General features: G+C 60.9%; 23 protein-coding genes and 1 tRNA gene. 8 read left to right on the forward strand and 16 right to left on the reverse strand.

What is annotated here, in order from left to right; translation table 11 throughout:
• Nucleotides 1-2 precede the first annotated feature (2 nt).
• The 4 genes from QZR30_RS23275 to QZR30_RS23290 all read right to left on the reverse strand — a co-directional run bounded on the left by QZR30_RS23275 (nucleotide 3) and on the right by QZR30_RS23290 (nucleotide 3311).
• Nucleotides 3-77: transfer RNA gene (locus QZR30_RS23275), tRNA-Gln, on the reverse strand.
• 37 nt (nucleotides 78-114) lie between these two features.
• Nucleotides 115-963, reverse strand: coding sequence for a 4-(cytidine 5'-diphospho)-2-C-methyl-D-erythritol kinase (gene ispE, locus QZR30_RS23280; protein ID WP_081214399.1), 849 nt, complete (start codon nucleotides 961-963; stop codon nucleotides 115-117).
• A 1-nt stretch (nucleotide 964) separates the two neighbouring features.
• Complete coding sequence (gene lolB / locus QZR30_RS23285; RefSeq protein ID WP_046070819.1) at nucleotides 965-1582, reverse strand: lipoprotein insertase outer membrane protein LolB; 618 nt, start codon at nucleotides 1580-1582, stop codon at nucleotides 965-967.
• Between the two features lie 4 nt (nucleotides 1583-1586).
• Nucleotides 1587-3311, reverse strand: a complete 1725-nt coding sequence (locus tag QZR30_RS23290; protein WP_046070820.1) for a tetratricopeptide repeat protein — start codon at nucleotides 3309-3311, stop codon at nucleotides 1587-1589.
• 303 nt (nucleotides 3312-3614) lie between these two features.
• Between QZR30_RS23290 and hemA the strand changes: the two genes are divergently transcribed.
• The 6 genes from hemA (at nucleotide 3615) to QZR30_RS23320 (ending at nucleotide 8979) form a co-directional block, all read left to right on the forward strand.
• On the forward strand, nucleotides 3615-4904 hold the full coding sequence (hemA, locus tag QZR30_RS23295; protein ID WP_046070821.1) for a glutamyl-tRNA reductase: 1290 nt from the start codon (nucleotides 3615-3617) through the stop codon (nucleotides 4902-4904).
• Nucleotides 4901-5983 carry a peptide chain release factor 1 gene (gene prfA / locus QZR30_RS23300; protein WP_043049242.1) on the forward strand — a complete coding sequence of 361 codons (1083 nt, stop codon included), beginning with the start codon at nucleotides 4901-4903 and terminating at the stop codon, nucleotides 5981-5983. Before hemA ends, prfA begins: the two co-directional genes overlap by 4 nt.
• Nucleotides 5984-6814 carry a peptide chain release factor N(5)-glutamine methyltransferase gene (prmC, locus tag QZR30_RS23305; protein ID WP_311904327.1) on the forward strand — a complete coding sequence of 277 codons (831 nt, stop codon included), beginning with the start codon at nucleotides 5984-5986 and terminating at the stop codon, nucleotides 6812-6814.
• Nucleotides 6808-7563: a molybdopterin-synthase adenylyltransferase MoeB gene (locus QZR30_RS23310; protein WP_046070823.1), complete on the forward strand. Its 756-nt coding sequence runs from the start codon at nucleotides 6808-6810 to the stop codon at nucleotides 7561-7563. Before prmC ends, QZR30_RS23310 begins: the two co-directional genes overlap by 7 nt.
• A complete protein-coding gene (gene murI, locus QZR30_RS23315) occupies nucleotides 7556-8350 on the forward strand; it encodes a glutamate racemase (protein ID WP_046070824.1) in 795 nt (264 codons plus the stop codon). The genes QZR30_RS23310 and murI overlap by 8 nt, the downstream gene beginning before the upstream one ends.
• A gap of 110 nt (nucleotides 8351-8460) precedes the next feature.
• On the forward strand, nucleotides 8461-8979 hold the full coding sequence (locus QZR30_RS23320; RefSeq protein WP_043049248.1) for an acyloxyacyl hydrolase: 519 nt from the start codon (nucleotides 8461-8463) through the stop codon (nucleotides 8977-8979).
• 106 nt (nucleotides 8980-9085) lie between these two features.
• On the opposite strand, the gene QZR30_RS23325 is transcribed toward QZR30_RS23320, so the two are convergent.
• The 12 genes from QZR30_RS23325 to QZR30_RS23380 form a co-directional block, all read right to left on the reverse strand.
• Nucleotides 9086-9391, reverse strand: coding sequence for a YkgJ family cysteine cluster protein (locus QZR30_RS23325; protein WP_046070825.1), 306 nt, complete (start codon nucleotides 9389-9391; stop codon nucleotides 9086-9088).
• A 54-nt stretch (nucleotides 9392-9445) separates the two neighbouring features.
• A complete protein-coding gene (locus tag QZR30_RS23330; protein WP_046070826.1) occupies nucleotides 9446-9937 on the reverse strand; it encodes a DUF2878 domain-containing protein in 492 nt (163 codons plus the stop codon).
• Nucleotides 9930-11201 (reverse strand): SAM-dependent methyltransferase, encoded by a 1272-nt coding sequence (locus QZR30_RS23335; protein ID WP_046070827.1) that lies wholly within the window; start codon nucleotides 11199-11201, stop codon nucleotides 9930-9932. Before QZR30_RS23335 ends, QZR30_RS23330 begins: the two co-directional genes overlap by 8 nt.
• Nucleotides 11188-11997, reverse strand: a complete 810-nt coding sequence (locus tag QZR30_RS23340) for a DUF1365 domain-containing protein (RefSeq protein ID WP_046070828.1) — start codon at nucleotides 11995-11997, stop codon at nucleotides 11188-11190. The genes QZR30_RS23335 and QZR30_RS23340 overlap by 14 nt, the downstream gene beginning before the upstream one ends.
• Complete coding sequence (locus tag QZR30_RS23345) at nucleotides 11994-13241, reverse strand: NAD(P)/FAD-dependent oxidoreductase (protein ID WP_311904330.1); 1248 nt, start codon at nucleotides 13239-13241, stop codon at nucleotides 11994-11996. The genes QZR30_RS23340 and QZR30_RS23345 overlap by 4 nt, the downstream gene beginning before the upstream one ends.
• Nucleotides 13238-14017, reverse strand: coding sequence for an SDR family NAD(P)-dependent oxidoreductase (locus tag QZR30_RS23350; RefSeq protein ID WP_046070830.1), 780 nt, complete (start codon nucleotides 14015-14017; stop codon nucleotides 13238-13240). Before QZR30_RS23350 ends, QZR30_RS23345 begins: the two co-directional genes overlap by 4 nt.
• A complete protein-coding gene (locus QZR30_RS23355; RefSeq protein ID WP_056845551.1) occupies nucleotides 14014-14436 on the reverse strand; it encodes a nuclear transport factor 2 family protein in 423 nt (140 codons plus the stop codon). The genes QZR30_RS23350 and QZR30_RS23355 overlap by 4 nt, the downstream gene beginning before the upstream one ends.
• Nucleotides 14429-15868 (reverse strand): deoxyribodipyrimidine photo-lyase, encoded by a 1440-nt coding sequence (gene phrB / locus QZR30_RS23360; RefSeq protein ID WP_046070832.1) that lies wholly within the window; start codon nucleotides 15866-15868, stop codon nucleotides 14429-14431. The genes QZR30_RS23355 and phrB overlap by 8 nt, the downstream gene beginning before the upstream one ends.
• On the reverse strand, nucleotides 15869-16798 hold the full coding sequence (locus QZR30_RS23365; protein WP_046070833.1) for a MerR family transcriptional regulator: 930 nt from the start codon (nucleotides 16796-16798) through the stop codon (nucleotides 15869-15871).
• Nucleotides 16799-16801: 3 nt separating this feature from the next.
• Entirely contained in the window at nucleotides 16802-17761 is a 960-nt protein-coding gene (locus tag QZR30_RS23370; protein ID WP_311904333.1) for a YbgA family protein, read from the reverse strand.
• A 111-nt stretch (nucleotides 17762-17872) separates the two neighbouring features.
• A complete protein-coding gene (locus tag QZR30_RS23375) occupies nucleotides 17873-18088 on the reverse strand; it encodes a TIGR02450 family Trp-rich protein (RefSeq protein ID WP_046070835.1) in 216 nt (71 codons plus the stop codon).
• Nucleotides 18085-19071: an NAD(P)/FAD-dependent oxidoreductase gene (locus tag QZR30_RS23380; RefSeq protein ID WP_046070836.1), complete on the reverse strand. Its 987-nt coding sequence runs from the start codon at nucleotides 19069-19071 to the stop codon at nucleotides 18085-18087. The genes QZR30_RS23375 and QZR30_RS23380 overlap by 4 nt, the downstream gene beginning before the upstream one ends.
• Nucleotides 19072-19284: 213 nt before the next feature.
• On the opposite strand from QZR30_RS23380, the gene QZR30_RS23385 reads away from it, so the two are divergent.
• Both QZR30_RS23385 and hemH read left to right on the forward strand, forming a co-directional pair.
• Nucleotides 19285-20184 (forward strand): TIGR01777 family oxidoreductase, encoded by a 900-nt coding sequence (locus QZR30_RS23385; RefSeq protein ID WP_311904335.1) that lies wholly within the window; start codon nucleotides 19285-19287, stop codon nucleotides 20182-20184.
• A 14-nt stretch (nucleotides 20185-20198) separates the two neighbouring features.
• Nucleotides 20199-21224: a ferrochelatase gene (hemH, locus tag QZR30_RS23390; RefSeq protein WP_046070838.1), complete on the forward strand. Its 1026-nt coding sequence runs from the start codon at nucleotides 20199-20201 to the stop codon at nucleotides 21222-21224.
• Nucleotides 21225-21237 lie beyond the last annotated feature (13 nt).

The raw sequence follows: 21237 nt of genomic DNA on the forward strand, positions 1-21237 counted from the left end.
AATGGCAGGGGCGGCTGGATTCGAACCAACGCATGGCAGGATCAAAACCTGCTGCCTTACCGCTTGGCGACGCCCCTGTATCTGTTGCAACGAGTGCCCAGCACTCGATTCCTTTTAGAGCAGACTTTGCAGCTTGCGATGCAACATCGAAACGTTGCTTCCCTTTGCTACAAACCCTGTAAGGGTCTCTGTAAGAAGGGCCGAGACTTTATCAGCTTCAGCTTTGCTTGGGAAGCCCCCAAACACACAACTTCCAGTTCCGGTTAATTTTGCTTCGGTAAATTTACCTAACAAATTCAAAGCGTTACGTACTTCTGGATAACGCCTTGCTACAACCGGTAAGCAGTCATTTCGACTGTTTCCCTTGGGAACGGGGCGCACTTTAATGGGAGAAGAGTTACGTGTCAACAACGGATCTGAAAAAATTTCTGCTGTACTTACAGATACTTGCGGCACAAGCACGACATACCAAGGTTCTTCGGGCTCTACAGGGGTGAGTTTCTCCCCCACGCCTTCGGCAAACGCGGCGTGCCCACGCACGAAAACCGGGACGTCGGCGCCGAGTGTGAGGCCCAGTGCAGCCAGGCGGTCGTGGTCCCAGCCCAGTTGCCACAGGTGATTGAGGCCCAGCAATGTGGTTGCGGCATTTGAGCTGCCGCCACCGATACCTCCGCCCATAGGCAGGATCTTGTCGATCCAGATATCGATGCCGAGCGAGGTGCCAGATTGTTGCTGAAGTTTTTTCGCAGCCTTCACAATCAGATTGCTATCGTGGGGCACACCTTCGAATTCGGTATGCAGATGGATCACGCCATCGTCGCGTACGGCGAAGGTCAGCTCATCGCCGTAGTCGAGGAATTGAAACAGCGTCTGCAATTCGTGGTAACCGTCTTCACGGCGCCCGAGGATGTGCAGCATCAGATTGAGTTTGGCTGGCGAGGGCAGGGTCAGGCGTTCAGTCACGTTATTGCCCCAGCTTGCGCGGTTGCCAGTCCTTGATCACCAGCGTGACGTCAAGGTCGGTGCCGTGCAGCTTGATGCGTTCGGGCAGCCAATAACCGCCTTGTTCAACGTAGCTCAAGTACTCCACCTGCCAACCATCCTGCTCCAGCGTGGCCAGGCGGCTATCGCCGTTGAGGCTCAGGCGACTCTTGCTATCGGGCGCCGGCAAGCCGCGTACCCACCAGACCAGATGCGAGACAGGCAGCTTCCAGCCGATCTGCTGCTCCAGCAGTTCTTCCGGAGAGCTTGCTTCGTAGCGGCCCTGGTTGGCCACTTCCAGGCTCACTTGCCCCGGTCGGCCGGTCAGGCGCGCCGCGCCCCGGCCCAGCGGGCCCGAGAGACGAATATCGTAGTAGTCCTGGCGTTGCAGCCAGAACAGGGTACCGCTGCCAGAGTCTTTCGGCGCACGAACGCCGACTTTGCCCTCGATCTGCCAGCCATCGATACTGCTCAGTTGGTCCTTGTGTTGTTTCCATTGCGCCGGGCTGCCCTGGCCTTCAACGGATTCGCGGCTGCCTATGCCCGCGCAACCGGCGAGCAAGGCGATGAAGCTGAAAACAATAATGTGGCGCAAGAACATAAGCTTAAAGGGTCTCGGATCCGGTCAGGCGCTTGATGGTGCCGCGCAGGATGGGGCTTTCGGGTTGTTCCTTGAGGAATTTTTCCCAGATTTGTCGCGCTTCGCGCTGCTTGCCTTTAGCCCAGAGCACTTCGCCCAGGTGTGCGGCAACTTCTTGATCGGGAAAACGCTCCAGTGCCTGGCGCAGCAAACGCTCGGCTTCGTCGAGGTTGCCCAGGCGATAGTTCACCCAGCCCAGGCTATCGAGCACGGCCGGGTCTTCCGGGTTGAGCTGGTGGGCTTGTTCGATCAACACTTTGGCTTCGGCATAGCGCGTGGTGCGGTCGGACAAGGTGTAACCCAGGGCATTGAGGGCCATGGCGTTGTCCGGGTCGCGCTTGATGATCAGCCGCAGGTCTTTTTCCAGCTGGGCCAGGTCATTGCGTTTTTCCGCCTGCATGGCGCGGGTATACAGCAGGTTCAAATCGTCAGGGTATTGCAGCAATGCTTGTTGCAGCAGCTTCCAGGCGCGTTCGCCCTGCTTGTTGGCCGACAAAGTCTCGGCCTGGATCAGGTACAGCTGGATAGCGTAGTCCGGCTCAGCATCGCGGGCCGCGGCCAGGCGTTTTTCCGCCTCGTCGGTACGGCCGTTGCTCATCAGGATGTCGGCCTGGCGCAGTTGGGCCGGCAGGTAGTCGTTGCCGGGGCCGACCTGGGCGTATTCCAGCAGAGCTGCCTGCGGGTCGTTGCGCTCTTCGGCGATGCGGCCAAGGTTCAGGTGCGCCGAGTCCACGTGGCTGTCACGCTCGATCAGCTCTTCCAGGTAGCCCTTGGCCTCATCCCAGGCCTTGGCTTCCAGGCAGACCAGTGCCAGGGAATAACGCAGTTCGTCGTCGTCCGGGTATTGCTGGACCAGATTGGCGAACTGCACTTTGGCGTCCTCCATGCGGTCCTGCTCCACCAGCATGCGTGCGTAAGTCAGGCGCAGGCGCTTATCGTCCGGGTATTTCTTGATGCTTTTTTCCAGCAGCGGAATCGCTTCCTTGCCGCGGTTGAGGTTTTGCAGCAGGCGTGCGCGCAGCAGGATCGGCGCGATCTCGCCGTCTTCCGGTGGGTTTTGTTCCAGCAACTTGAGTGCGGCGTCGGCTTCGTCATCCTGTTGCAACAACAGGGCCTTGCCGAACACCAGTTGGCTGTTCTTCGGGTGTTTTTGCAGCAGGCGGTCGAAACTTTTCATCAGGCCATTGCGCGTGTCCTGGTCGGTGTCGGCGGCCGACAGCGCAAGGAAGTCGAAATGTGTGTCGCCCTTGCCCTGCAGGACTTTCTCCATATAGACCATAGAGTCGTCATAACGGCCCGCACGTGCCAATTGCACCGCAGCTGCACGTTGGGCTTCCAGGTCGTCCGGGGCGTTTTTTGCCCAGATCAGCGAAGTGTCCAGCGCAGCCTGGTCGGCGCCCAGGTATTCGGCGATGCGAAAGGCTCGTTCGGAGATGCCCGGGTCCTGGGTGTTGATGGCCTGGGTTACATAATTATCCAGCGCAATATCAAAACGATTGCGCTGGCCGGCCAATTCAGCGGTCAGCAGGCTGTAGATCGTTTCTTCACTGAACGAGGAATAAACCTTGGCCTTTTCAGGGGCGGGGGTGCTGTCTTCCGCCGGCGGCGCAGCGTCCGGCGAAACGGGTGCCATGGCCTGGCAGCCGCTGAGGAAGACAAAAGCAAGGAGCAACGCGGAAGATCTATTCATATAGGAAGAGGACGACTAACCTGCGGTCGGATCATCATGACACAAGCCTTCGGCCAAACATAACCGGGGCACTCGGAATACGACTATTGCTGCCTTTGTAGGAGCGAGCTCGCTCGCGAAGATCGTCAACGATAGCGCGGCAAGCCTGGCACTCAGCTGTATTGCTACGTTTTTCGCGAGCAAGCTCGCTCCTGCAGGGTGCATTTATAGGCATAAGGTATAGGGACAATAGACGACGGTGGTTGTTCTGGATCTTTCGAAGTAGGACAATTGTCGGCTTCCCGACATCATCAGCGATATTGAATGGCCTTCCTCGCACTCGGTATTAACCACAAGACTGCCTCCGTAGACGTGCGCGAGCGCGTGGCGTTTACGCCAGAGCAGTTGGTTGAGGCCCTGCAGCAGCTCTGCCGGCTCACCGACAGCCGCGAAGCTGCGATCCTTTCGACCTGCAATCGCAGCGAGCTCTATATAGAGCAGGAACATCTTTGCGCGGATGTCGTACTGCGCTGGCTGGCCGATTATCACCATTTGAGCCTCGATGACCTGCGCGCCAGTGCCTATGTGCATGAAGAGGATGCGGCAGTTCGTCACATGATGCGCGTGGCGGCCGGCCTCGATTCGCTGGTGCTGGGCGAGCCGCAGATTCTTGGCCAGATGAAATCCGCCTATGCCGTGGCGCGTGAGGCCGGCACTGTCGGCCCGTTGCTGGGCCGGCTGTTCCAGGCTACGTTCAATTCCGCCAAGCAGGTGCGCACCGACACGGCTATCGGCGAAAACCCGGTTTCCGTGGCCTTTGCCGCCGTGAGCCTGGCCAAGCAGATTTTCAGCGATTTGCAGCGTAGCCAGGCCTTGCTGATTGGCGCCGGGGAAACCATCACCCTGGTGGCCCGTCACCTGCATGACCTGGGCGTGAAGCGTATTGTGGTCGCCAACCGTACCCTTGAACGAGCGAGTATCCTTGCCGAGCAGTTCGGTGCCCACGCCGTGCTGCTGTCGGATATCCCGGCTGAATTGGTACGCAGTGATATCGTCATCAGCTCCACCGCCAGCCAGTTGCCGATCCTTGGCAAGGGCGCGGTCGAAAGCGCGTTGAAGCTGCGCAAGCACAAGCCGATCTTCATGGTGGACATCGCCGTTCCCCGGGATATCGAACCCGAAGTCGGCGAGTTGGACGACGTTTACCTCTATAGCGTCGACGATCTGCATGAGGTGGTTGCCGAGAACCTCAAGAGCCGCCAGGGCGCCGCCCAGGCCGCCGAGGAAATGGTCAGCGTCGGCGCCGAAGATTTCATGGTGCGCCTGCGTGAATTGGCGGCGGTGGATGTGCTCAAGGCGTATCGTCAGCAGGGCGAACGCCTGCGTGATGAAGAGTTGCTCAAGGCCCAGCGGATGCTGGCCAACGGCAGCGGCGCCGAAGAGGTGCTGATGCAATTGGCCCGTGGCCTGACCAACAAGCTGCTCCACGCTCCCAGCGTCCAGTTGAAAAAGCTTACTGCCGAAGGCCGCCTCGATGCGCTGGCCATGGCCCAGGAACTCTTTGCCCTCGGTGAGGGCGCGTCAGACAGCTCTTCGGATAAAAAACCGCAATGAAAGCGTCACTGCTCAATAAACTGGACGTGCTCCAGGACCGTTTCGAAGAACTGACCGCCTTGCTCGGCGATGGCGAGGTCATTTCTGATCAGGCCAAGTTCCGTGCTTATTCCAAGGAATACGCAGAAGTTGAACCCATTGTAGCTACCTACAAAAGCCTCACCAAAGTGCAGGCCGACCTTGAAGGCGCCCAGGCGCTGCTCAAGGACAGCGACCCTGACATGCGTGAAATGGCCGTGGAAGAAGTCCGCGAAGCCAAGGAAAAGCTCGCCGAGCTGGAAGGCGACCTGCAACGCATGCTGTTGCCCAAGGACCCGAACGACGGGCGCAACGTGTACCTCGAAATCCGTGCCGGCACCGGTGGCGACGAGGCCGCGATTTTCTCCGGCGATCTGTTTCGCATGTACTCGCGCTATGCCGAACGACGCGGCTGGCGGGTCGAGATCCTGTCCGAGAACGAAGGTGAACACGGCGGCTATAAAGAAGTCATTGCACGGGTCGAAGGTGACAACGTCTATGGCAAGCTGAAATTCGAATCCGGCGCCCACCGCGTACAACGTGTACCGGCGACAGAGTCCCAGGGCCGTATCCACACCTCGGCGTGCACCGTGGCGGTGCTGCCCGAGCCGGACGAGCAGGAGGCCATCGAGATCAACCCGGCGGACTTGCGCGTGGATACCTACCGCTCATCCGGTGCGGGTGGCCAGCACGTCAACAAAACCGATTCGGCAATCCGTATCACTCACTTGCCGTCGGGCATCGTGGTGGAGTGCCAGGAAGAACGCTCCCAGCACAAGAACCGTGCGCGGGCCATGTCCTGGCTGTCGGCCAAGCTGAACGACCAGCAGACCAGCGCCGCCGCCAACGCGATTGCCAGCGAGCGCAAGCTGCTGGTGGGCTCGGGCGACCGTTCCGAGCGTATCCGTACCTACAACTTTGCCCAGGGCCGGGTCACCGACCATCGGGTCAACCTGACCCTATACTCCCTGGACGAGATTCTCGCCGGTGGCGTGGATGCGGTGATCGAGCCGTTGCTCGCCGAATACCAGGCCGATCAACTGGCGGCGATAGGTGAATAAATGACCATCATTGCCAGCCTGCTGCGTGCCGCCGACCTGCCCGATTCGCCGACTGCGCGCCTCGACGTGGAGTTGCTGCTGGCCGCTGCCTTGGGCAAGTCGCACAGCTACCTGCACACCTGGCCGGAAAAGATCGTCAGCAGCGAAGATGCGCTGACCTTTGCCGGCTACCTGCAGCGCCGCCGCAGCGGTGAGCCGGTGGCGTATATCCTCGGCCAGCAGGGCTTCTGGAAGCTCGACCTGGAGGTCGCGCCGCACACGTTGATCCCGCGTCCGGAAACAGAACTGCTGGTGGAGGCCGCCCTGGAGTTGCTGCCCGCCACGCCCGCCAACGTCCTCGACCTGGGCACCGGCAGTGGCGCCATCGCCTTAGCGTTGGCCAGCGAACGCCCGGCCTGGCAGGTCACGGCCGTCGACCGCGTGCTGGAAGCAGTGGCCCTGGCCGAGCGCAACCGCCAGCGCCTGCACCTCAATAACGCCACGGTGCTGAACAGCCATTGGTTCAGCGCCCTGCAAGGCCACAGCTTTGACCTGATCATCAGCAACCCGCCGTACATTGCTGACAATGATCCGCACCTGGTGGCCGGCGATGTGCGTTTCGAACCCGCCACCGCCCTGGTGGCGGGCCCTGATGGGCTGGACGATTTGCGCCTGATCATCCAGCAGTCCCCAGCTCACTTGCGTGCCGGTGGCTGGTTGTTGCTCGAACACGGCTACGACCAGGCCCCGGCGGTGCGCGACCTGCTGCTGAACCAGGGTTTTGAAAGCGTACATAGCCGTATCGACCTCGGTGGTCATGAACGTATCACCCTGGGGCATCGCCCATGCTGACCGACCAGGAGCTGCTGCGTTATAGCCGGCAGATTCTGTTGCAGCATGTCGACGTCGACGGCCAATTGCGCCTGAAACAGAGTCGCGCGCTGATCGTCGGCCTGGGTGGCCTGGGCGCACCGGTTGCGCTGTATCTCGCCGCCGCCGGCGTGGGCGAATTGCACCTGGCCGACTTTGATACCGTCGACCTGACCAACCTGCAACGCCAGATCATCCACGACACCGACAGCGTGGGGCAGACCAAAGTCGATTCGGCCCTGCGTCGCCTGAGCGCGATCAACCCGGAAATCACCTTGGTCGCCCATCGCTCCGCGCTGGATGCCGACTCGCTGGCCGCCGCCGTCGCCGCAGTGGACGTGGTGCTTGATTGCAGCGACAACTTCTCTACCCGCGAGGCGGTCAACGCTGCCTGTATCGCCGCCGGCAAGCCGTTGATCAGTGGCGCGGCGATTCGCCTGGAGGGGCAATTGTCGGTGTTCGATCCACGGCGCGCCGACAGCCCGTGCTACCACTGTTTATATGGGCATGGCAGCGACACCGAACTGACCTGCAGCGAAGCCGGGGTAGTCGGGCCGTTAGTGGGCCTGGTCGGCAGCTTGCAAGCGCTGGAAGCCTTGAAACTGCTGGCGGGTTTTGGCGAGCCACTGGTGGGCCGGTTGTTGCTGATCGATGCCCTGACCACGCGCTTTCGCGAGCTGCGCGTCAAGCGTGACCCTGGTTGCAGCGTCTGCGGGCCCCAGCATGGTTAAGGGTGCGCCCATCGGTGTGTTCGACTCCGGCATTGGTGGCCTGACGGTGCTGGAGGAAATCCAGCAATTATTGCCCCATGAGTCACTGTTGTACGTGGCCGACTGTGGGCATATACCTTATGGCGAGAAAACCCCGGCATTCATTCTCGAGCGTTCCCGTTCCGTCGCTGAGTTTTTCCGCGAGCGCGGCGCGAAGGCGTTTGTGATTGCCTGTAACACGGCCACCGTCGCCGCCGTTGCCGATTTGCGCCGGGACTACCCCGATTGGCCGTTGGTCGGCATGGAGCCTGCGGTCAAGCCCGCCGCTGCCGCCACGCGCAGTGGCGTCGTCGGTGTGCTCGCTACCACCGGCACCCTGCAAAGCGCCAAGTTTGCCGCCTTGCTCGACCGCTTCGCCACCGATGTGCGAGTGGTTACCCAGCCGTGCCCGGGCCTGGTGGAGTTGATCGAAACCGGCGACCTGGACAGCCCTGTCCTGCACAGGTTGTTGCAGGGCTATGTCGAACCACTGGTCGGCGCCGGTTGCGACACCATCATCCTAGGTTGCACCCACTATCCCTTTCTCAAGCCACTGCTGGCGCAGATGCTGCCCCCCAACATTATCCTCATTGATACCGGCGCCGCCGTGGCGCGCCAGCTCAAGCGCTTATTAGGTGAGCGCGACCTGCTGGCCGCTGGCGATCCTGAACCTGCACAGTTCTGGACCAGCGGTGATCTGTTTCACTTAAGAAATATCCTACCGACACTATGGAAACAGCCCGGAATTGTGCGAAGCTTTGCTTCGTGAAAATTTCGTGAAATGCGCTGAAAAAAGCTGAACTTCCGTCTATGCCTCAGCTTCTATAGCCAGTTAGCCTGTTTAAAACCATATAACTTCGTTCGGAAAGGATGTTTCTTATGAAGCGCTTGTTCTGTTTGGCTGCGATTGCGGCCGCTGTGTTGGGACACTCTGTTTCAGCCCAGGCCGCTGGCCTGGAGTTCGGGTTGGGGAGCACCAGTGATTCGACGTTGACCTATCGACTGGGCCTGACCTCGGATTGGGATAAGAGCTGGATGCAAAGCAACGTTGGCCGTCTGACCGGCTACTGGAGCGGCGCTTATACCTATTGGGAAGGTGATGACCGTGCAGGGGCAAGCAGCCTGTCGTTCTCGCCGGTGTTTGTGTATGAATTTGCCGGCGAGTCGGTCAAACCTTATATCGAAGCCGGTATCGGGGTGGCACTGTTCTCCCGCACCCGTCTGGAAGACAACAACATCGGCCAATCTTTTCAGTTCGAAGACCGCCTGGGTTTCGGCCTGCGCTTCAACGGCGGGCATGAAGTGGGCATTCGCGCCACGCACTATTCCAACGCCGGTATCAGCAGCAATAACGATGGGGTAGAGAGCTACTCGTTGCACTACACCATGCCGCTGTAAGCAATGTAGGAACGAGCTTGCTCGCGAAGAACGTCAACGATAACGCAGTGAATCTGGGTTGACGTGGTGCGTTCAGATTTTTCGCGAGCAAGCTCGCTCCTACAGGTCAGCGATAGACCGTGGCGATGCCTTCGCGCTCTTCCAGGCATTCCGGCGCACCCATCTCAAACTCCCGGCAGATCAATGGCCGAAGCGCGTAAATCGTGCACATCATCGTGTCCCGGTCCAGCGCGGCGCACCAGCCGTCGTCCAGGCGCAGCATCACTTCACCGCCCCAATCGTCGGTATCGATAAAGCGCTGCGGCACGCCGGTGTCGGTGATCAGCATGACCTCCAACTGGCAGCAGCAGGCCGCACACGTCGAGCAGGTGACGGCAGGTTCGGTGATTTGAATATGGGGGATGTTGGTCATAGGCGCGCAGTGTAAGGCAAGTCGGTCAGGCGCGTATTAAAGCTCGGACGGGCGTCAATTCTCCAATCCCCGTGCGACCCTATGCAGCAAGGGAAACAGCATGGCCCATAACAACGCCAGGCCGATCAATGTGGCTGGGGTTGCGTAGCCAAAACTCACCCCCGCCAACTGGCTGCCTGCGTAATAAGACAGAGGCCCGCCCACCGCGCCCAGCAGGCTGGCAAGCCACCAGGGCCGTGCGCTCCAGGCCAGGCAATGGCGCAAGGTTGTGGCCAGCAATGCCCATAACAACATCAACCAGAATGGAATCATCGGCCCGGGCTCGCTGAAGTGGAAAACTCCCAGGGTGCGTAATAGCGTGTCCAGCAGCGTGCCTGCGAGTGTCACTGTCACGATAAGCACGCCGTCATCAGCCGGCGAACTTATCCACAGCCAATGGATTCCCAGTACCGCCACGCCCACCAGCAGCCACAGGCTATCGCCGCCGAGCACGCAGGCAAACCAGCCGCACTGGAACAGTACAGCGTTGGCCAAGGGTTTAAGCACTGAAGCGCCCGAGCAACGGTGGGTTGATCGCCGCCGGTTTGGCCAGCAGCAATTGCGCCGTACCAATGGTGCGTTCCATGAAGCCGCCCTCGCAGTAGCACAGGTAAAACTCCCACAAACGCAGGAAGTACTCGTCGTAGCCCAATTCGGTGAGGCGGCCATGGGCGCGACGAAAGTTCTCATGCCACAGGCGCAGGGTGCGTGCGTAGTGCAGGCCGAAGTCTTCCATGTGCAACAGGTTCATGTCTGTGTCGCGGCTGACGATCTGCAGCATGTTTTGTACACAGGGCAAGGCGCCGCCAGGGAAGATATAGCGCTGGATAAAGTCGACGCTGCGCTTGGCCTGCTCGAAGCGTTGTTCGCGGATGGTGATGGCTTGTAGCAGCATCAGGCCGTCGGGCTTGAGCAAATGGGCACATTGCTTGAAATAGGTGGGCAGGAAGCGATGGCCCACTGCTTCGATCATTTCGATCGATACCAGCTTGTCGTACGTGCCGGTGAGGTCACGGTAGTCGCTTAGCAGCAAGGTCACTTGATCTTGCAGGCCCAGTGCCTGGATGCGTTGCGCGGTGTAGGCGAACTGCTCCTTGGACAAGGTCGTGGTGGTGACCTTGCAACCGTAGTGCTGCGCCGCATACAGCGCCATGCTGCCCCAGCCGGTGCCGATTTCCAGCAGATGATCGCTGGGCTTGAGCGCCAGCTTCTGGCAGATACGCGCCAACTTGTTCAGTTGCGCCTGTTCCAGGGTGTCATCGGGCGTCAGGAACTGCGCCGCCGAGTACATCATGGTGGGGTCGAGGAACTCTTCGAACAGGTCGTTGCCCAGGTCATAATGGGCGGCAATGTTTTTCTGCGCACCCTTGCGCGTGTTGCGGTTGAGCCAATGCAAGCCTTGGGTGAACGGCCGGGCCAGGCGTGCCAGGCCACCCTCCATGGCGTCGAGAACGTCCAGGTTGCTGACCATCACCCGGACCACGGCGGTAAGGTCCGGGCTGGTCCAGTAACCGTGGATAAACGCTTCGCCGGCACCGATTGAACCATTGGCCGCCACCAGGCCCCAGGCCGCCGAGTCGAGAATCTGGATCTCCCCCAGCAGGTGCGCTTCCCGGGCGCCGAAGACTTGCCGCTCGCCGTCTTCGATGATCACCAACTGACCATGACGCAATTGGCTGAACTGGCGCAGCACGCCCTTGCGTAACAGGGCGGCGGTCACACCGTTGACGTTCAGGCGGTTGGCCTTGACCGATAAGCTAGGGGATTTCATGTTGGCGATCCTTGGTGTACCCGACTGCGGTGCGAGAGACGCCGTCGGCGGCTCGGTGGGAAAAAATCGGTGTGCGCTTGAGCAACAGGCGCAAGGCTTGCCAGTAGATCGCCAGGCAAGTCTTGGCAGTCATCCAGGGAAAACGCCATAAATAACCATGCAGGCTCGCGCGGCTCAGAGGTTGGCGTTCCAGGCTCAGGGTGGCGTCGAAGAGTTTTTGCGTGCCCTGCCAGTCGGCCATGTGCACGCCGAGCCTGGCGGCGGGCGGGCTGAAACTCATGCGGTATTCAAGGTCGCGAGGCAAAAAGGGCGACACATGAAAAGCCTTGGCCACGGCGAAATGCTGGTGCTCATCGGCGGCGAGCGCCTGGGCCGGCAGCACGTAGTGATAGCGCTCGCGCCAGGGGGTGTTGGTCACTTCACACAGGATCGCGGCCAATCGTCCGTCGGCCTCGAAGCAGTAGAAGAAACTCACAGGATTAAAAGCCAGGCCCCAACTGCGGGCCTGGGTCAGTAGGCAGATAACGCCCTGGGGTGTACGCCCCAGTGCCTTGCCGACTTCGTGGCGCACGGCATCGCTCAAGCTCATGCCGTGGCGGGTGAATTCACGCAGGTAGTCCTGCTGGCGGAAACCGAAGGGCGCCAAGCGACTTCGGCCGGCCAGGGGCGACAGCCCAAGCACTTCATTCTCTTCACTGAGGTCCAGGTACAGCAGGCCGATGCGGTAGCGAAAGGCGTGGGCCTTGGGCGCAAACCGGCGATGGGCGATCCAGCCGCTGTACAGGGCGCTGTTCACAGGGTTTCCCCAAAGGCTTGGGCTACGCGCAGGGCGCTGACCACACCGTCTTCGTGAAAGCCGTTGGCCCAGTAGGCACCGCAGTAGAAGGTGTTGCGCGCACCGTGCAGTTCTTCCCAGCGGGCTTGAGCGGCCACGGCGGCCAGGCTGTACTGCGGATGGGCATAGGTGTAGCGCGCAAGGATCTTCAACGGGTTGATCATCTGCGTCTGGTTGAGGCTGACGCAAAAGGTGGTGGCGCTGTCGATACCTTGCAGAATGTTCATGTCGTAGGTCACAGCGGCCTGGGGCTGCTGCTTGCCGGTCAGCCGGTAATTCCAGCTGGCCCAGGCCAATTTGCGCTCGGGCAGCAGGCGCGTATCGGTGTGCAGCACCACGTCGTTGTTGGCGTAGGGCAGGGCGCCGAGGATCTCCTGTTCAGCCTGGCTGGGATCGGCGAGCAAGGCCAGGGCCTGATCGCTGTGGCAGGCGAACACCACACGGTCGAAGGTTTCGCTGCCGGCGGGACTGTGGATAACCACGCCATCGTCCATGCGTTGCACCTTATGCACAGGGCAATTGAGTCGTATCTGTTCGATAAAGCTGCGGGTCAGCGGTTCGATATAGCAGCTGGAGCCGCCTTCGATCACGCACCATTGCGGGCGGTTGCTCACCGAGAGCAAGCCGTGGTTCTTGAAGAAGCGCACAAAGAACTGCAGCGGAAAGTTGAGCATGTCGACCAGGGACATCGACCAGATCGCCGCGCCCATCGGCACGATGTAGTGCCGGATAAACCTGGGGCCATAACCGCCGGCTGCGAGGTAGTCGCCGAGGGTCATCTCGGCGCTGATGCGCTGCGCTTGCAGGTCCAGGGGGGCCTGGCGGTTGAAGCGCAGGATATCGCGCAACATGCCCCAGAAGCCCGGCGACAGAAGATTGCGGCGCTGGGCAAACAGGCTGTTAAGGTTGTTGCCGTTGTACTCGAAACCGGTGCTTTGGTCGCACACCGAAAAACTCATCTCGGTGGGTTTGAATTGGACGCCAATCTGGCCCAGCAGGCGGATGAAATTAGGGTAGGTCCAGTCATTGAACACGATGAAGCCTGTATCCACCGCATAGCTTTTTCCCTCGACCGTCACGTTGGCCGTATGGGTATGCCCGCCGATGCAATCACCCGCTTCGAACAACGTAATGTCGTGGCGGCGGCTGAGCAGATAGGCGCTGGTCAGCCCGGCGATACCGCTGCCGATGATGGCGATCTTCACAGATCGTCCTTGTGCGGCGGTGGGCTGCGCAGCATGCGCTTGCCGATGATCAATTGCGCCCGGTTGGGCAGCTTGGACAACGGCCACAGGGTGGCGATGAACATCGCCGGGAAAGCGATCTCCAGCGGGCGCTTTTCCAGTTTTGCAAAGATATGCCGCGCTGCCTTGTTGGCGGACCAACTCAGGGGCATCGGGAAATCATTGCGCTCGGTCAGCGGCGTGTCCACAAAGCCAGGGCTGATCACCGTGACGTCGATGTTTTCCGGCGACAGGCTGATGCGCAGGGATTCGAACAGGTAGCGCAGCCCGGCCTTGGACGCGCCATAGGCTTCGGCGCGGGGCATTGGCAGGTAAGTCACGGCGCTGGCTACGCCCACCAGGTGCGGGGTAAGCCCGGCACGCAACAGCGGCAGCGCGGCCTCGATGCAATAACTGCTGGCCAGCAGATTGGTGCGCACTACGTGCTCGATGATCGAGGAGTCAAATTGCCGGGCGTCGACATATTCACAGGTGCCGGCATTAAGGATCACCGTGTCCAGGGCACCCCAGGCCTCGCCGATACGTTCACCGATCTCGCGCACGGTCTGGCTGTTGGTCAGGTCGCCGGCCACCACCAGCACTTGCCCCGGATAGCGATGGGCGAGCGCTTCCAGCGGGCCTTTGGTGCGGGAGCTGAGTGCCACGTGGGCGCCGCTGTTGAGCAACTCCACGGCCAGCGCGGCACCGATGCCGCTGCTGGCGCCGGTCAGCCAATAACGTCGGGGTGCAAGGCTCATCCCATTCTCCTTTTCAACCAACTGACGATACGTCCGAGTACCGGTACGTGTTCATAGAGCAGGGCACCGGCATCGAAATAGTCACGATGACGATAGACCTTGTCGTGCCACATCAAATGGGAACAGCCCTGCACTTGAATCACCTTGCCGCCCGAGAGGCGCGGGTGGCGAAACTTCATGGTCCAGCGCAGGTAACCTTCGCCTTCGGCCACGGCATCGAAGCCGTGGAAGTCGAACTGCAGTTGGCTGACGTTGCTGTACAACTCGGTGAAGTAGCGCCGCAGCGCAGGCAGACCATGGACTTCATGCAGTGGGTCGGTAAACGCGATGTCCTCGCTGTACAGGCTGTCGAGCAGATGCAGGTTTTGCTTGTCCAGCGTGGCGAAGCTGTGGGCGAAGCGGCGCAGGAAGTCACTCATGATCGGCCATCTCCTGGCGTGAAGGCAGGCTGCGAAAGGCCGCCAAGGCACGCTCCCGGGACTGCTTCAGGTCGACGATGGCCGGCGGGTAGTCTGCCGCGCCAAACAAGCCGGCCGCTGCGGGGTTATGCACCTCTTTTTTGTTCAGAGCGGCGAGCTCCGGCAGCCAGCGCTTGATGAAGAGGCCGTCGCCGTCGAATTTTTCCGATTGGCTCAGCGGGCTGAAAATCCGGAAGTACGGTGCCGAGTCGGTGCCGGTCGATGAACTCCACTGCCAGCCGCCGTTGTTGGCCGCCAGGTCGCCGTCGATCAGGTGCCGCATGAAGAAGCGCTCACCTTCGCGCCAGTCGATCAGCAGGTTCTTGGTCAGGAACATCGCCACGACCATGCGCAGACGATTGTGCATCCAACCGGTTTCCAGCAGTTGGCGCATGGCCGCGTCGATGATCGGCAGGCCGGTGCGCGCCTGTTGCCAGGCGGCCAAATCCTCAGGTGCGTCGCGCCAGACTAGCGCTTCGGTTTCCGGGCGAAAGGCGCGGTGCCGGGATACCCGGGGGTAGCCGACCAGGATATGTTTGTAGAACTCGCGCCACAGCAACTCATTGATCCAAGTGATGGCGCCGATGTCGCCGCTCTCGAACTCGCCCTGGTTGGTTTGTAGCGCGGCGTGCAGGCACTGGCGCGGCGACACCACCCCGGCGGCGAGGTAGGCGGACAACTGGCTGGTGCCGGGTTTGGCTGGGAAGTCGCGCTCGTCCTTGTAATAGCTGATCTGCTGGTCGGCGAAGGCGTCGAGACGGCGACGCGCTTCGTCTTCACCGGCGGGCCAGAGGGCGCGCAAGCTGTCGCTGGGCGGCTCGAAACCTGCCACCGTTGTCGGCACAGGATCGCTTTGCAACTCAAGCCTGGCCTGTGCCTTGGGCGTTGCCACCAGGCGGGGCAGGGCAGTGTGCAGGCGGTTGTAGCAGACTTTGCGGAACTGGCTGAACACCTGGAAGTAGGTTCCGGTCTTGGTCAGTACGCTGCCCGGCTGGAACAACAGCTGGTCCAGATAGCTGTGAAAGGTCACCCCGCTCGCTTCCAGGGCCTTGGCCACGGCAGCATCGCGCTGGCTTTCGTGGATGCCGTATTCCTCGTTGACGTGCACCGATTCAACCGACAGTTGCCGGCATACTTCGCTCAGCACTTTCGGTGCCTGGTCCCAGGTCGCCGCGTGGCGGATCAGCAGCGGGATGTTCAGTTTGTCCAGCGCCTGGCCCAACTGCCGCAGGTTGCGCAGCCAGAAGTCAACTTTGCACGGCGCGTCATCATGGGCCAGCCACTGCTCGGGCGTGACCAGGTAAATGGCCGCGACCGGGCCGCGCTGGCTCGCGGCAGCCAGGGCTGTATTGTCGTGCAGGCGCAGGTCGGTGCGCAGCCAGATCAAATGCATTTAGACAATTCCACGCTGGATCAGTAACTGGTGGGCCGACAACGGATCTTCGGCCACGGACAATTCAGGGATCTCAAGGGTTAATGCGGCCAACTCGGCGTGGTGGATGCACACCGTTGAGCCGGCAATCAATATTGGGCAACTGACGCCGCCCAATAGTTTTGTGAGTGCCGACAAATGGAGGGCCTTGCTTGAGTACAGCAGCACGGCACGCGGTTGCAGATGCTCGACCGCCAGTGCCAATTCGCCGGCCGGCAGCGGCCAGTCAAATACTTCCACTGGGCAATCGGCACTGCTGGCCAGCCAGGCGCTGAGCCACAAGTGCGGTTCCAGTGGCAAGTCGGAATGGTTGATCAGCAGCAGCGGTGCGCCGTGAAGCTGGCGATTGTTGTGATAAATCCGCGCGCCGAACTTGCTGCGCAGCCAGGACAGGAAAAACACCCGCTCCATCTGCGCGCCGAACTGGCCCTGCCAACGCTGCTCCAGCTCCCTGAGCAGCGGCAGCATCAATTGTTCGCACAAGGTACGCGGCGGGTAGAGCGCCATGGCTTGGTTGAAAGCATCGTCGACCCGGCGTTCCGCCAGCTCGCTGATGGCACTGAGCAGATGCTGGCGCAGGCTGTGCCATTCGTTTTCCATCGGCTCGGCATTGGGTTGGGCCGAATCGATCAAATCCTTGACCTGGCTGACCGGCACGCCGCGATTGAGCCATGTGAGGATGGTATGGATGCGTTGCACGTGTCCGGCGCTGAACAGCCGATGCCCCTTGGGCGTGCGCTGGGGCACGATCAGGCCATAGCGGCGTTCCCAGGCGCGCAGGGTCACGGCGTTGACGCCGGTCTGGCGTGCCACTTCGCGGATCGGCAACCAGCCGTTTTCCAGGGCCAGGGCAATGTCTTCGCCGGGTTCGTCGAGCAAGGCAGGGTTCATGGGTTAGATCGCATTACGCAGGCTGAGGTTTTCCGGGTGCGGTTGCAGGTAGGCCTGTTGCGCGATGTAACGGTCCGGATGTTGGCGAAAGTGATGCTTGAGCAGGGTCAGCGGTACCACCAGCGGCACAATGCCGTGGCGGTATTGGCCGATGACGGTCTGCATTTCCTGTTTGTCATCGTCGCTGATGGCCTGCTTGAGGTAGCCGCTGATGTGTTGCAGTACGTTGGTATGAGTGCCGCGGGTGGCGCACTTTTTCAGGCCTGCCATCAGCTCGCTGAAGTAGCCGTGGGCCAGTGCCTGCAGATCGACTTCCTTGCCCATGCTGCCGAGCAAATGCCCCAGGCTTTTGTAATGCGCGGGGCTGTGGGCCATCAGCAGGTATTTATAGCGCGAGTGGAACGTCAGCAGGCGGTGGCGGGTGAGGCCCTCGGCCAGCAATTGCTGCCAACTGGCGTACACGAAAACGCGGCTCAGGAAGTTTTCGCGCAGTACCGGATCATTCAGGCGGCCGTCTTCTTCCACCGGCAGGTTGGGGTGGCGTGCGCAGAATGCCCGGGCGTAGATACCGCGCCCGCCAGCGTCGACAGGCGTGCCGTTGTCGCGGTACACCTTGACCCGTTCAAGGCCGCAGGACGGCGACTTCTGCATGAAGATGTAGCCGCACAGGTCGGTGTGTTCGCGGGCCATTCGCTGGCCGTAGTCGTCCAGAGGCTGCGTGACGTTGAGTTCACGGTTTACTGTGCCAACGGCCTGCGGCGCGGCAGGATCGCCCACCAGGCGGATCGGCTCCCGAGGGATGCCCAGGCCGATGGCGACTTCCGGGCAAAGCGGCACAAAATCGAAATAGTCGCTGAGGGTCTGGGTGCACAGCAGGGATTGCTTATGCCCACCGTTGAAGCGCACGTTTTCACCCAGGAGGCAGGCACTGATGGCGATCTTCGGTTTTGCATTGCTGGACATAAGCAAACCTCTGCAAGAATCCTGTACAAGTCGAATAATCCGTACAACTAATCTCATCATAGATTCGATGTTGTACAAGTCAATTAATTTGTATAGGTTTTTACAGGCGAGCTATTTCCAGCCCATATGCCAGGCCTCAGGGTCCTTCAACGTTTGCCAGGGCAAGCGCTCAGCGCGTCGGGTCAGGATGGCCTGCAGTTCGATCTCCAGCACAGTGCCTTCTTCATCACGAAATATTTCAGTGACCAGAAAGTGTTTTTCCTTGTGGCGGGGCTGTGCTGCCGTCCATTTCGACAGCAGCAGTTTGGCGGGGTTGATACGATTCATTGCGAGTGTTCGATCAAGCGCCGCGCCGCTTCCTGACCGCTGAGCCAGGCACCCTCCACGCGGCCGGAGAGGCACCAGTCACCGCAGACGAACAAGCCCAGATCGGCGTCGGCCAGCACCCCGAATTCATGGCTGCTGGACGGCCGGGCGTAGAGCCATCGGTGTGCCAGGCTGAATGACGGCGCGGGCATGGCGCAGTGCAGTAACTCAGCGAACGCACCGTGCAAGTGTTCGATCACCGCTTCCTTGGGCAGGTCCAGATGGGCCTTGCTCCAGGCGCTGGTGGCGTGCAGCACCCAGGTGTCGAGGGTGGTGTCACGCCCGGGTTTGCTGCGGTTGCGCGCCAGCCAGTCGAGGGGGCTGTCTTGCACGAAACAGCCTTCCATCGGCGTATCCAGGGGGTGATCGAAGGCCAGGGCAATGGCCCAGGTCGGGTCCATCTTCACCCCGGCCGCAGCACTCGCCAGCTTGGGCGCGGCGGCCAGCAGGGCAGTGGCCTGGGGCGCCGGTGTGGCGATGATCACGTGGCTGAAGGGGCCGTAGCTGTCACCATCGGCGTCGAGCAGGTTCCAGTGATGCGTGCCCTGGAACACCTCAGTGATACGGCAACCGAATTCCACCGGCAAGTCATCAAGCAACGCGCGCGTAATGGCGCTCATGCGCGGTGTGCCGACCCAGCGGATCTGTTCATCGGGAGAGGGCGTCAGCTGGCCGGACTTGAAGTTGTACAGTTGGGGCTTCCACTGCTCAGCCCAGCCGTTGCTTTGCCAGCGCTGCACTTCGTTGACGAAGCGCCGGTCACGGGCGGTGAAGTATTGCGCGCCCATGTCCAGCGCACCGGCGTCACTGCGCTTGCTGGACATGCGGCCACCGCTGCCGCGGCTTTTATCGAAGAGTTGTACAGCGTGCCCCGCGTCTTGTAACGCTCGGGCGGCGGAGAGACCGGCGATGCCGGTACCAATGATCGCGATGGGAACAGTCATGGGAGGCCTCGTTTTACCGTTGGGTACAGACTACGCCGACACCAATAGCTGTACAATATTGTTTTTTGGTATAAGTTTTGGCGTGCCTGAATGTGTGGCGTGACCTATGGTTAAAGTTAAGGCTTAAACATCCGTCACGCTCGATTATCAAATTGATCCCTGCTTATAAAATAGACCAGTGAGCGGCGGCGAAGGTTACATGAGGAGAGTCCCATGCATATTTTGCTGACCGGCGGTACCGGCCTGATTGGCCGTCTACTCTGCAAGCACTGGCTTGCCCAGAGCCATCGACTGACGGTGTGGAGCCGACAACCAGAAACGGTTGCCCGGGTGTGCGGTGCGCAGGTGCTTGGGGTTGCTCACCTGCAGGAGGTGATCGGCACGGTGGACGCGGTGGTCAACCTGGCGGGTGCCCCCATTGCCGATCGGCCCTGGACCCACAAGCGCAAGGCGTTGCTGTGGAGCAGTCGCATCAGCCTCACCGAAACCCTGCTGGCGTGGGTGGAGAGCCTGGAGCAAAAACCTGCGGTACTGATCTCCGGTTCCGCCGTGGGTTGGTATGGCGACGGCGGCGAGCGCGAATTGACTGAGGCCAGCGGCCCGGTACTGGATGATTTCCCTAGCCAGCTGTGTATTGCCTGGGAAGAAACCGCCCAGCGTGCTGAAGCCCTGGGCATACGTGTGGTGCTGGTGCGCACCGGCCTGGTGCTGGCGGCCGAGGGCGGCTTTTTGTCGCGCCTGTTGCTGCCGTTCAAACTGGCGCTGGGCGGGCCGATCGGCAAGGGCCGGCAGTGGATGCCCTGGGTGCACATCAAGGATCAAATCGCCCTGATTGATTTTCTTCTGCACAAGGAAGACGCCAGCGGTCCTTATAATGCCTGCGCGCCTCACCCGGTGCGTAACCGCGAGTTTGCCAAGACCCTGGGCCAGGTGTTGCACCGCCCGGCATTCATGCCGATGCCGGCCTTCGCGTTGAAGGTTGGTCTGGGAGAGTTGTCCGGCCTGTTGCTGGGCGGGCAAAAGGCACTGCCCGAGCGGCTGTTGGCGGCGGGTTTCACTTTCCAGTTCACTGAATTGCGTGCGGCTCTGGACGACTTGTCCAGCCGCCTCTAGAGATAGGATGTTGCATGACGGATCACGCGTTGTTACTGGTCAACCTGGGCTCGCCAAAGTCCACTTCGGTGGCCGATGTGCGCAGCTACCTCAATCAATTCCTGATGGATCCCTACGTGATCGACTTGCCTTGGCCGGTAAGGCGCTTGCTGGTGTCGCTGATCCTGATCAAGCGTCCCGAGCAATCGGCCCATGCCTACGCATCGATCTGGTGGGACGAGGGTTCGCCGCTGGTGGTGCTGAGCCGTCGCCTGCAACAGCAGATGACCGCGCAGTGGACCCATGGCCCGGTGGAGCTGGCGATGCGATATGGCGAGCCGTCCTTGGAAACCACCCTGACGCGCTTGGCCGCCCAGGGCATCCAGAATGTCACGCTGGCGCCGTTGTATCCGCAGTTTGCCGACAGCACCGTGACCACGGTGGTGGAGGAGGCCAAGCGTGTGGTGCGCGACAAGAAACTGAATATCCAGTTTTCGATCCTGCAACCCTTCTACGATCAGCCGGAATATCTGGATGCTCTGGTGACCAGCGCCCGCGCTCACCTGGAGCAGGATTACGATCATTTGTTGCTGAGTTTCCATGGCTTGCCCGAGCGGCATCTGAAAAAGCTCGACCCTACTGGCGGGCATTGCTTCAAGGATGCCGACTGCTGCAAGAATGCGTCACCTCAAGTGCTCGCCACGTGCTATCGCGCGCAATGCTTCAGCGTTGCCCGGGATTTTGCCGAGCGCGCCGGTTTGCCCGATGGCAAATGGTCGGTCGCGTTTCAATCGCGCCTGGGTCGGGCGAAGTGGATCGAGCCCTACACCGAGGCACGCCTGGAGGCGTTGGCCCAGCAAGGCGTGAAAAAGTTGCTGGTCATGTGCCCGGCATTTGTCGCCGACTGCATCGAGACCCTGGAAGAAATTGGTGATCGCGGTCGCGAGCAGTTTCGCGCGGCAGGGGGCGAGGAGTTGGTGCTGGTGCCGTGCCTGAATGATGACCCGCAGTGGGCGGCGGCGCTTAATACCCTGTGCGAACGAGCGCCCGTTGCCTTGTAGTCAAGCCTTGCGG

Source organism: Pseudomonas sp. rhizo25 (assembly GCF_031931935.1).
GTDB classification, from domain to species: Bacteria; Pseudomonadota; Gammaproteobacteria; order Pseudomonadales; family Pseudomonadaceae; genus Aquipseudomonas; species Aquipseudomonas synxantha.

Coding starts and splice junctions, on each gene's coding strand:
- lolB (WP_046070819.1), bottom strand. CDS start 1,582: ATGTTCTTGCGCCACATTATTGTTTTCAGCTTCATCGCCTTGCTCGCC.
- QZR30_RS23290 (WP_046070820.1), bottom strand. CDS start 3,311: ATGAATAGATCTTCCGCGTTGCTCCTTGCTTTTGTCTTCCTCAGCGGC.
- hemA (WP_046070821.1), top strand. CDS start 3,615: ATGGCCTTCCTCGCACTCGGTATTAACCACAAGACTGCCTCCGTAGAC.
- prfA (WP_043049242.1), top strand. CDS start 4,901: ATGAAAGCGTCACTGCTCAATAAACTGGACGTGCTCCAGGACCGTTTC.
- prmC (WP_311904327.1), top strand. CDS start 5,984: ATGACCATCATTGCCAGCCTGCTGCGTGCCGCCGACCTGCCCGATTCG.
- QZR30_RS23310 (WP_046070823.1), top strand. CDS start 6,808: ATGCTGACCGACCAGGAGCTGCTGCGTTATAGCCGGCAGATTCTGTTG.
- murI (WP_046070824.1), top strand. CDS start 7,556: ATGGTTAAGGGTGCGCCCATCGGTGTGTTCGACTCCGGCATTGGTGGC.
- QZR30_RS23320 (WP_043049248.1), top strand. CDS start 8,461: ATGAAGCGCTTGTTCTGTTTGGCTGCGATTGCGGCCGCTGTGTTGGGA.
- QZR30_RS23325 (WP_046070825.1), bottom strand. CDS start 9,391: ATGACCAACATCCCCCATATTCAAATCACCGAACCTGCCGTCACCTGC.
- QZR30_RS23335 (WP_046070827.1), bottom strand. CDS start 11,201: ATGAAATCCCCTAGCTTATCGGTCAAGGCCAACCGCCTGAACGTCAAC.
- QZR30_RS23350 (WP_046070830.1), bottom strand. CDS start 14,017: ATGAGCCTTGCACCCCGACGTTATTGGCTGACCGGCGCCAGCAGCGGC.
- QZR30_RS23355 (WP_056845551.1), bottom strand. CDS start 14,436: ATGAGTGACTTCCTGCGCCGCTTCGCCCACAGCTTCGCCACGCTGGAC.
- phrB (WP_046070832.1), bottom strand. CDS start 15,868: ATGCATTTGATCTGGCTGCGCACCGACCTGCGCCTGCACGACAATACA.
- QZR30_RS23365 (WP_046070833.1), bottom strand. CDS start 16,798: ATGAACCCTGCCTTGCTCGACGAACCCGGCGAAGACATTGCCCTGGCC.
- QZR30_RS23370 (WP_311904333.1), bottom strand. CDS start 17,761: ATGTCCAGCAATGCAAAACCGAAGATCGCCATCAGTGCCTGCCTCCTG.
- QZR30_RS23375 (WP_046070835.1), bottom strand. CDS start 18,088: ATGAATCGTATCAACCCCGCCAAACTGCTGCTGTCGAAATGGACGGCA.
- QZR30_RS23380 (WP_046070836.1), bottom strand. CDS start 19,071: ATGACTGTTCCCATCGCGATCATTGGTACCGGCATCGCCGGTCTCTCC.
- QZR30_RS23385 (WP_311904335.1), top strand. CDS start 19,285: ATGCATATTTTGCTGACCGGCGGTACCGGCCTGATTGGCCGTCTACTC.
- hemH (WP_046070838.1), top strand. CDS start 20,199: ATGACGGATCACGCGTTGTTACTGGTCAACCTGGGCTCGCCAAAGTCC.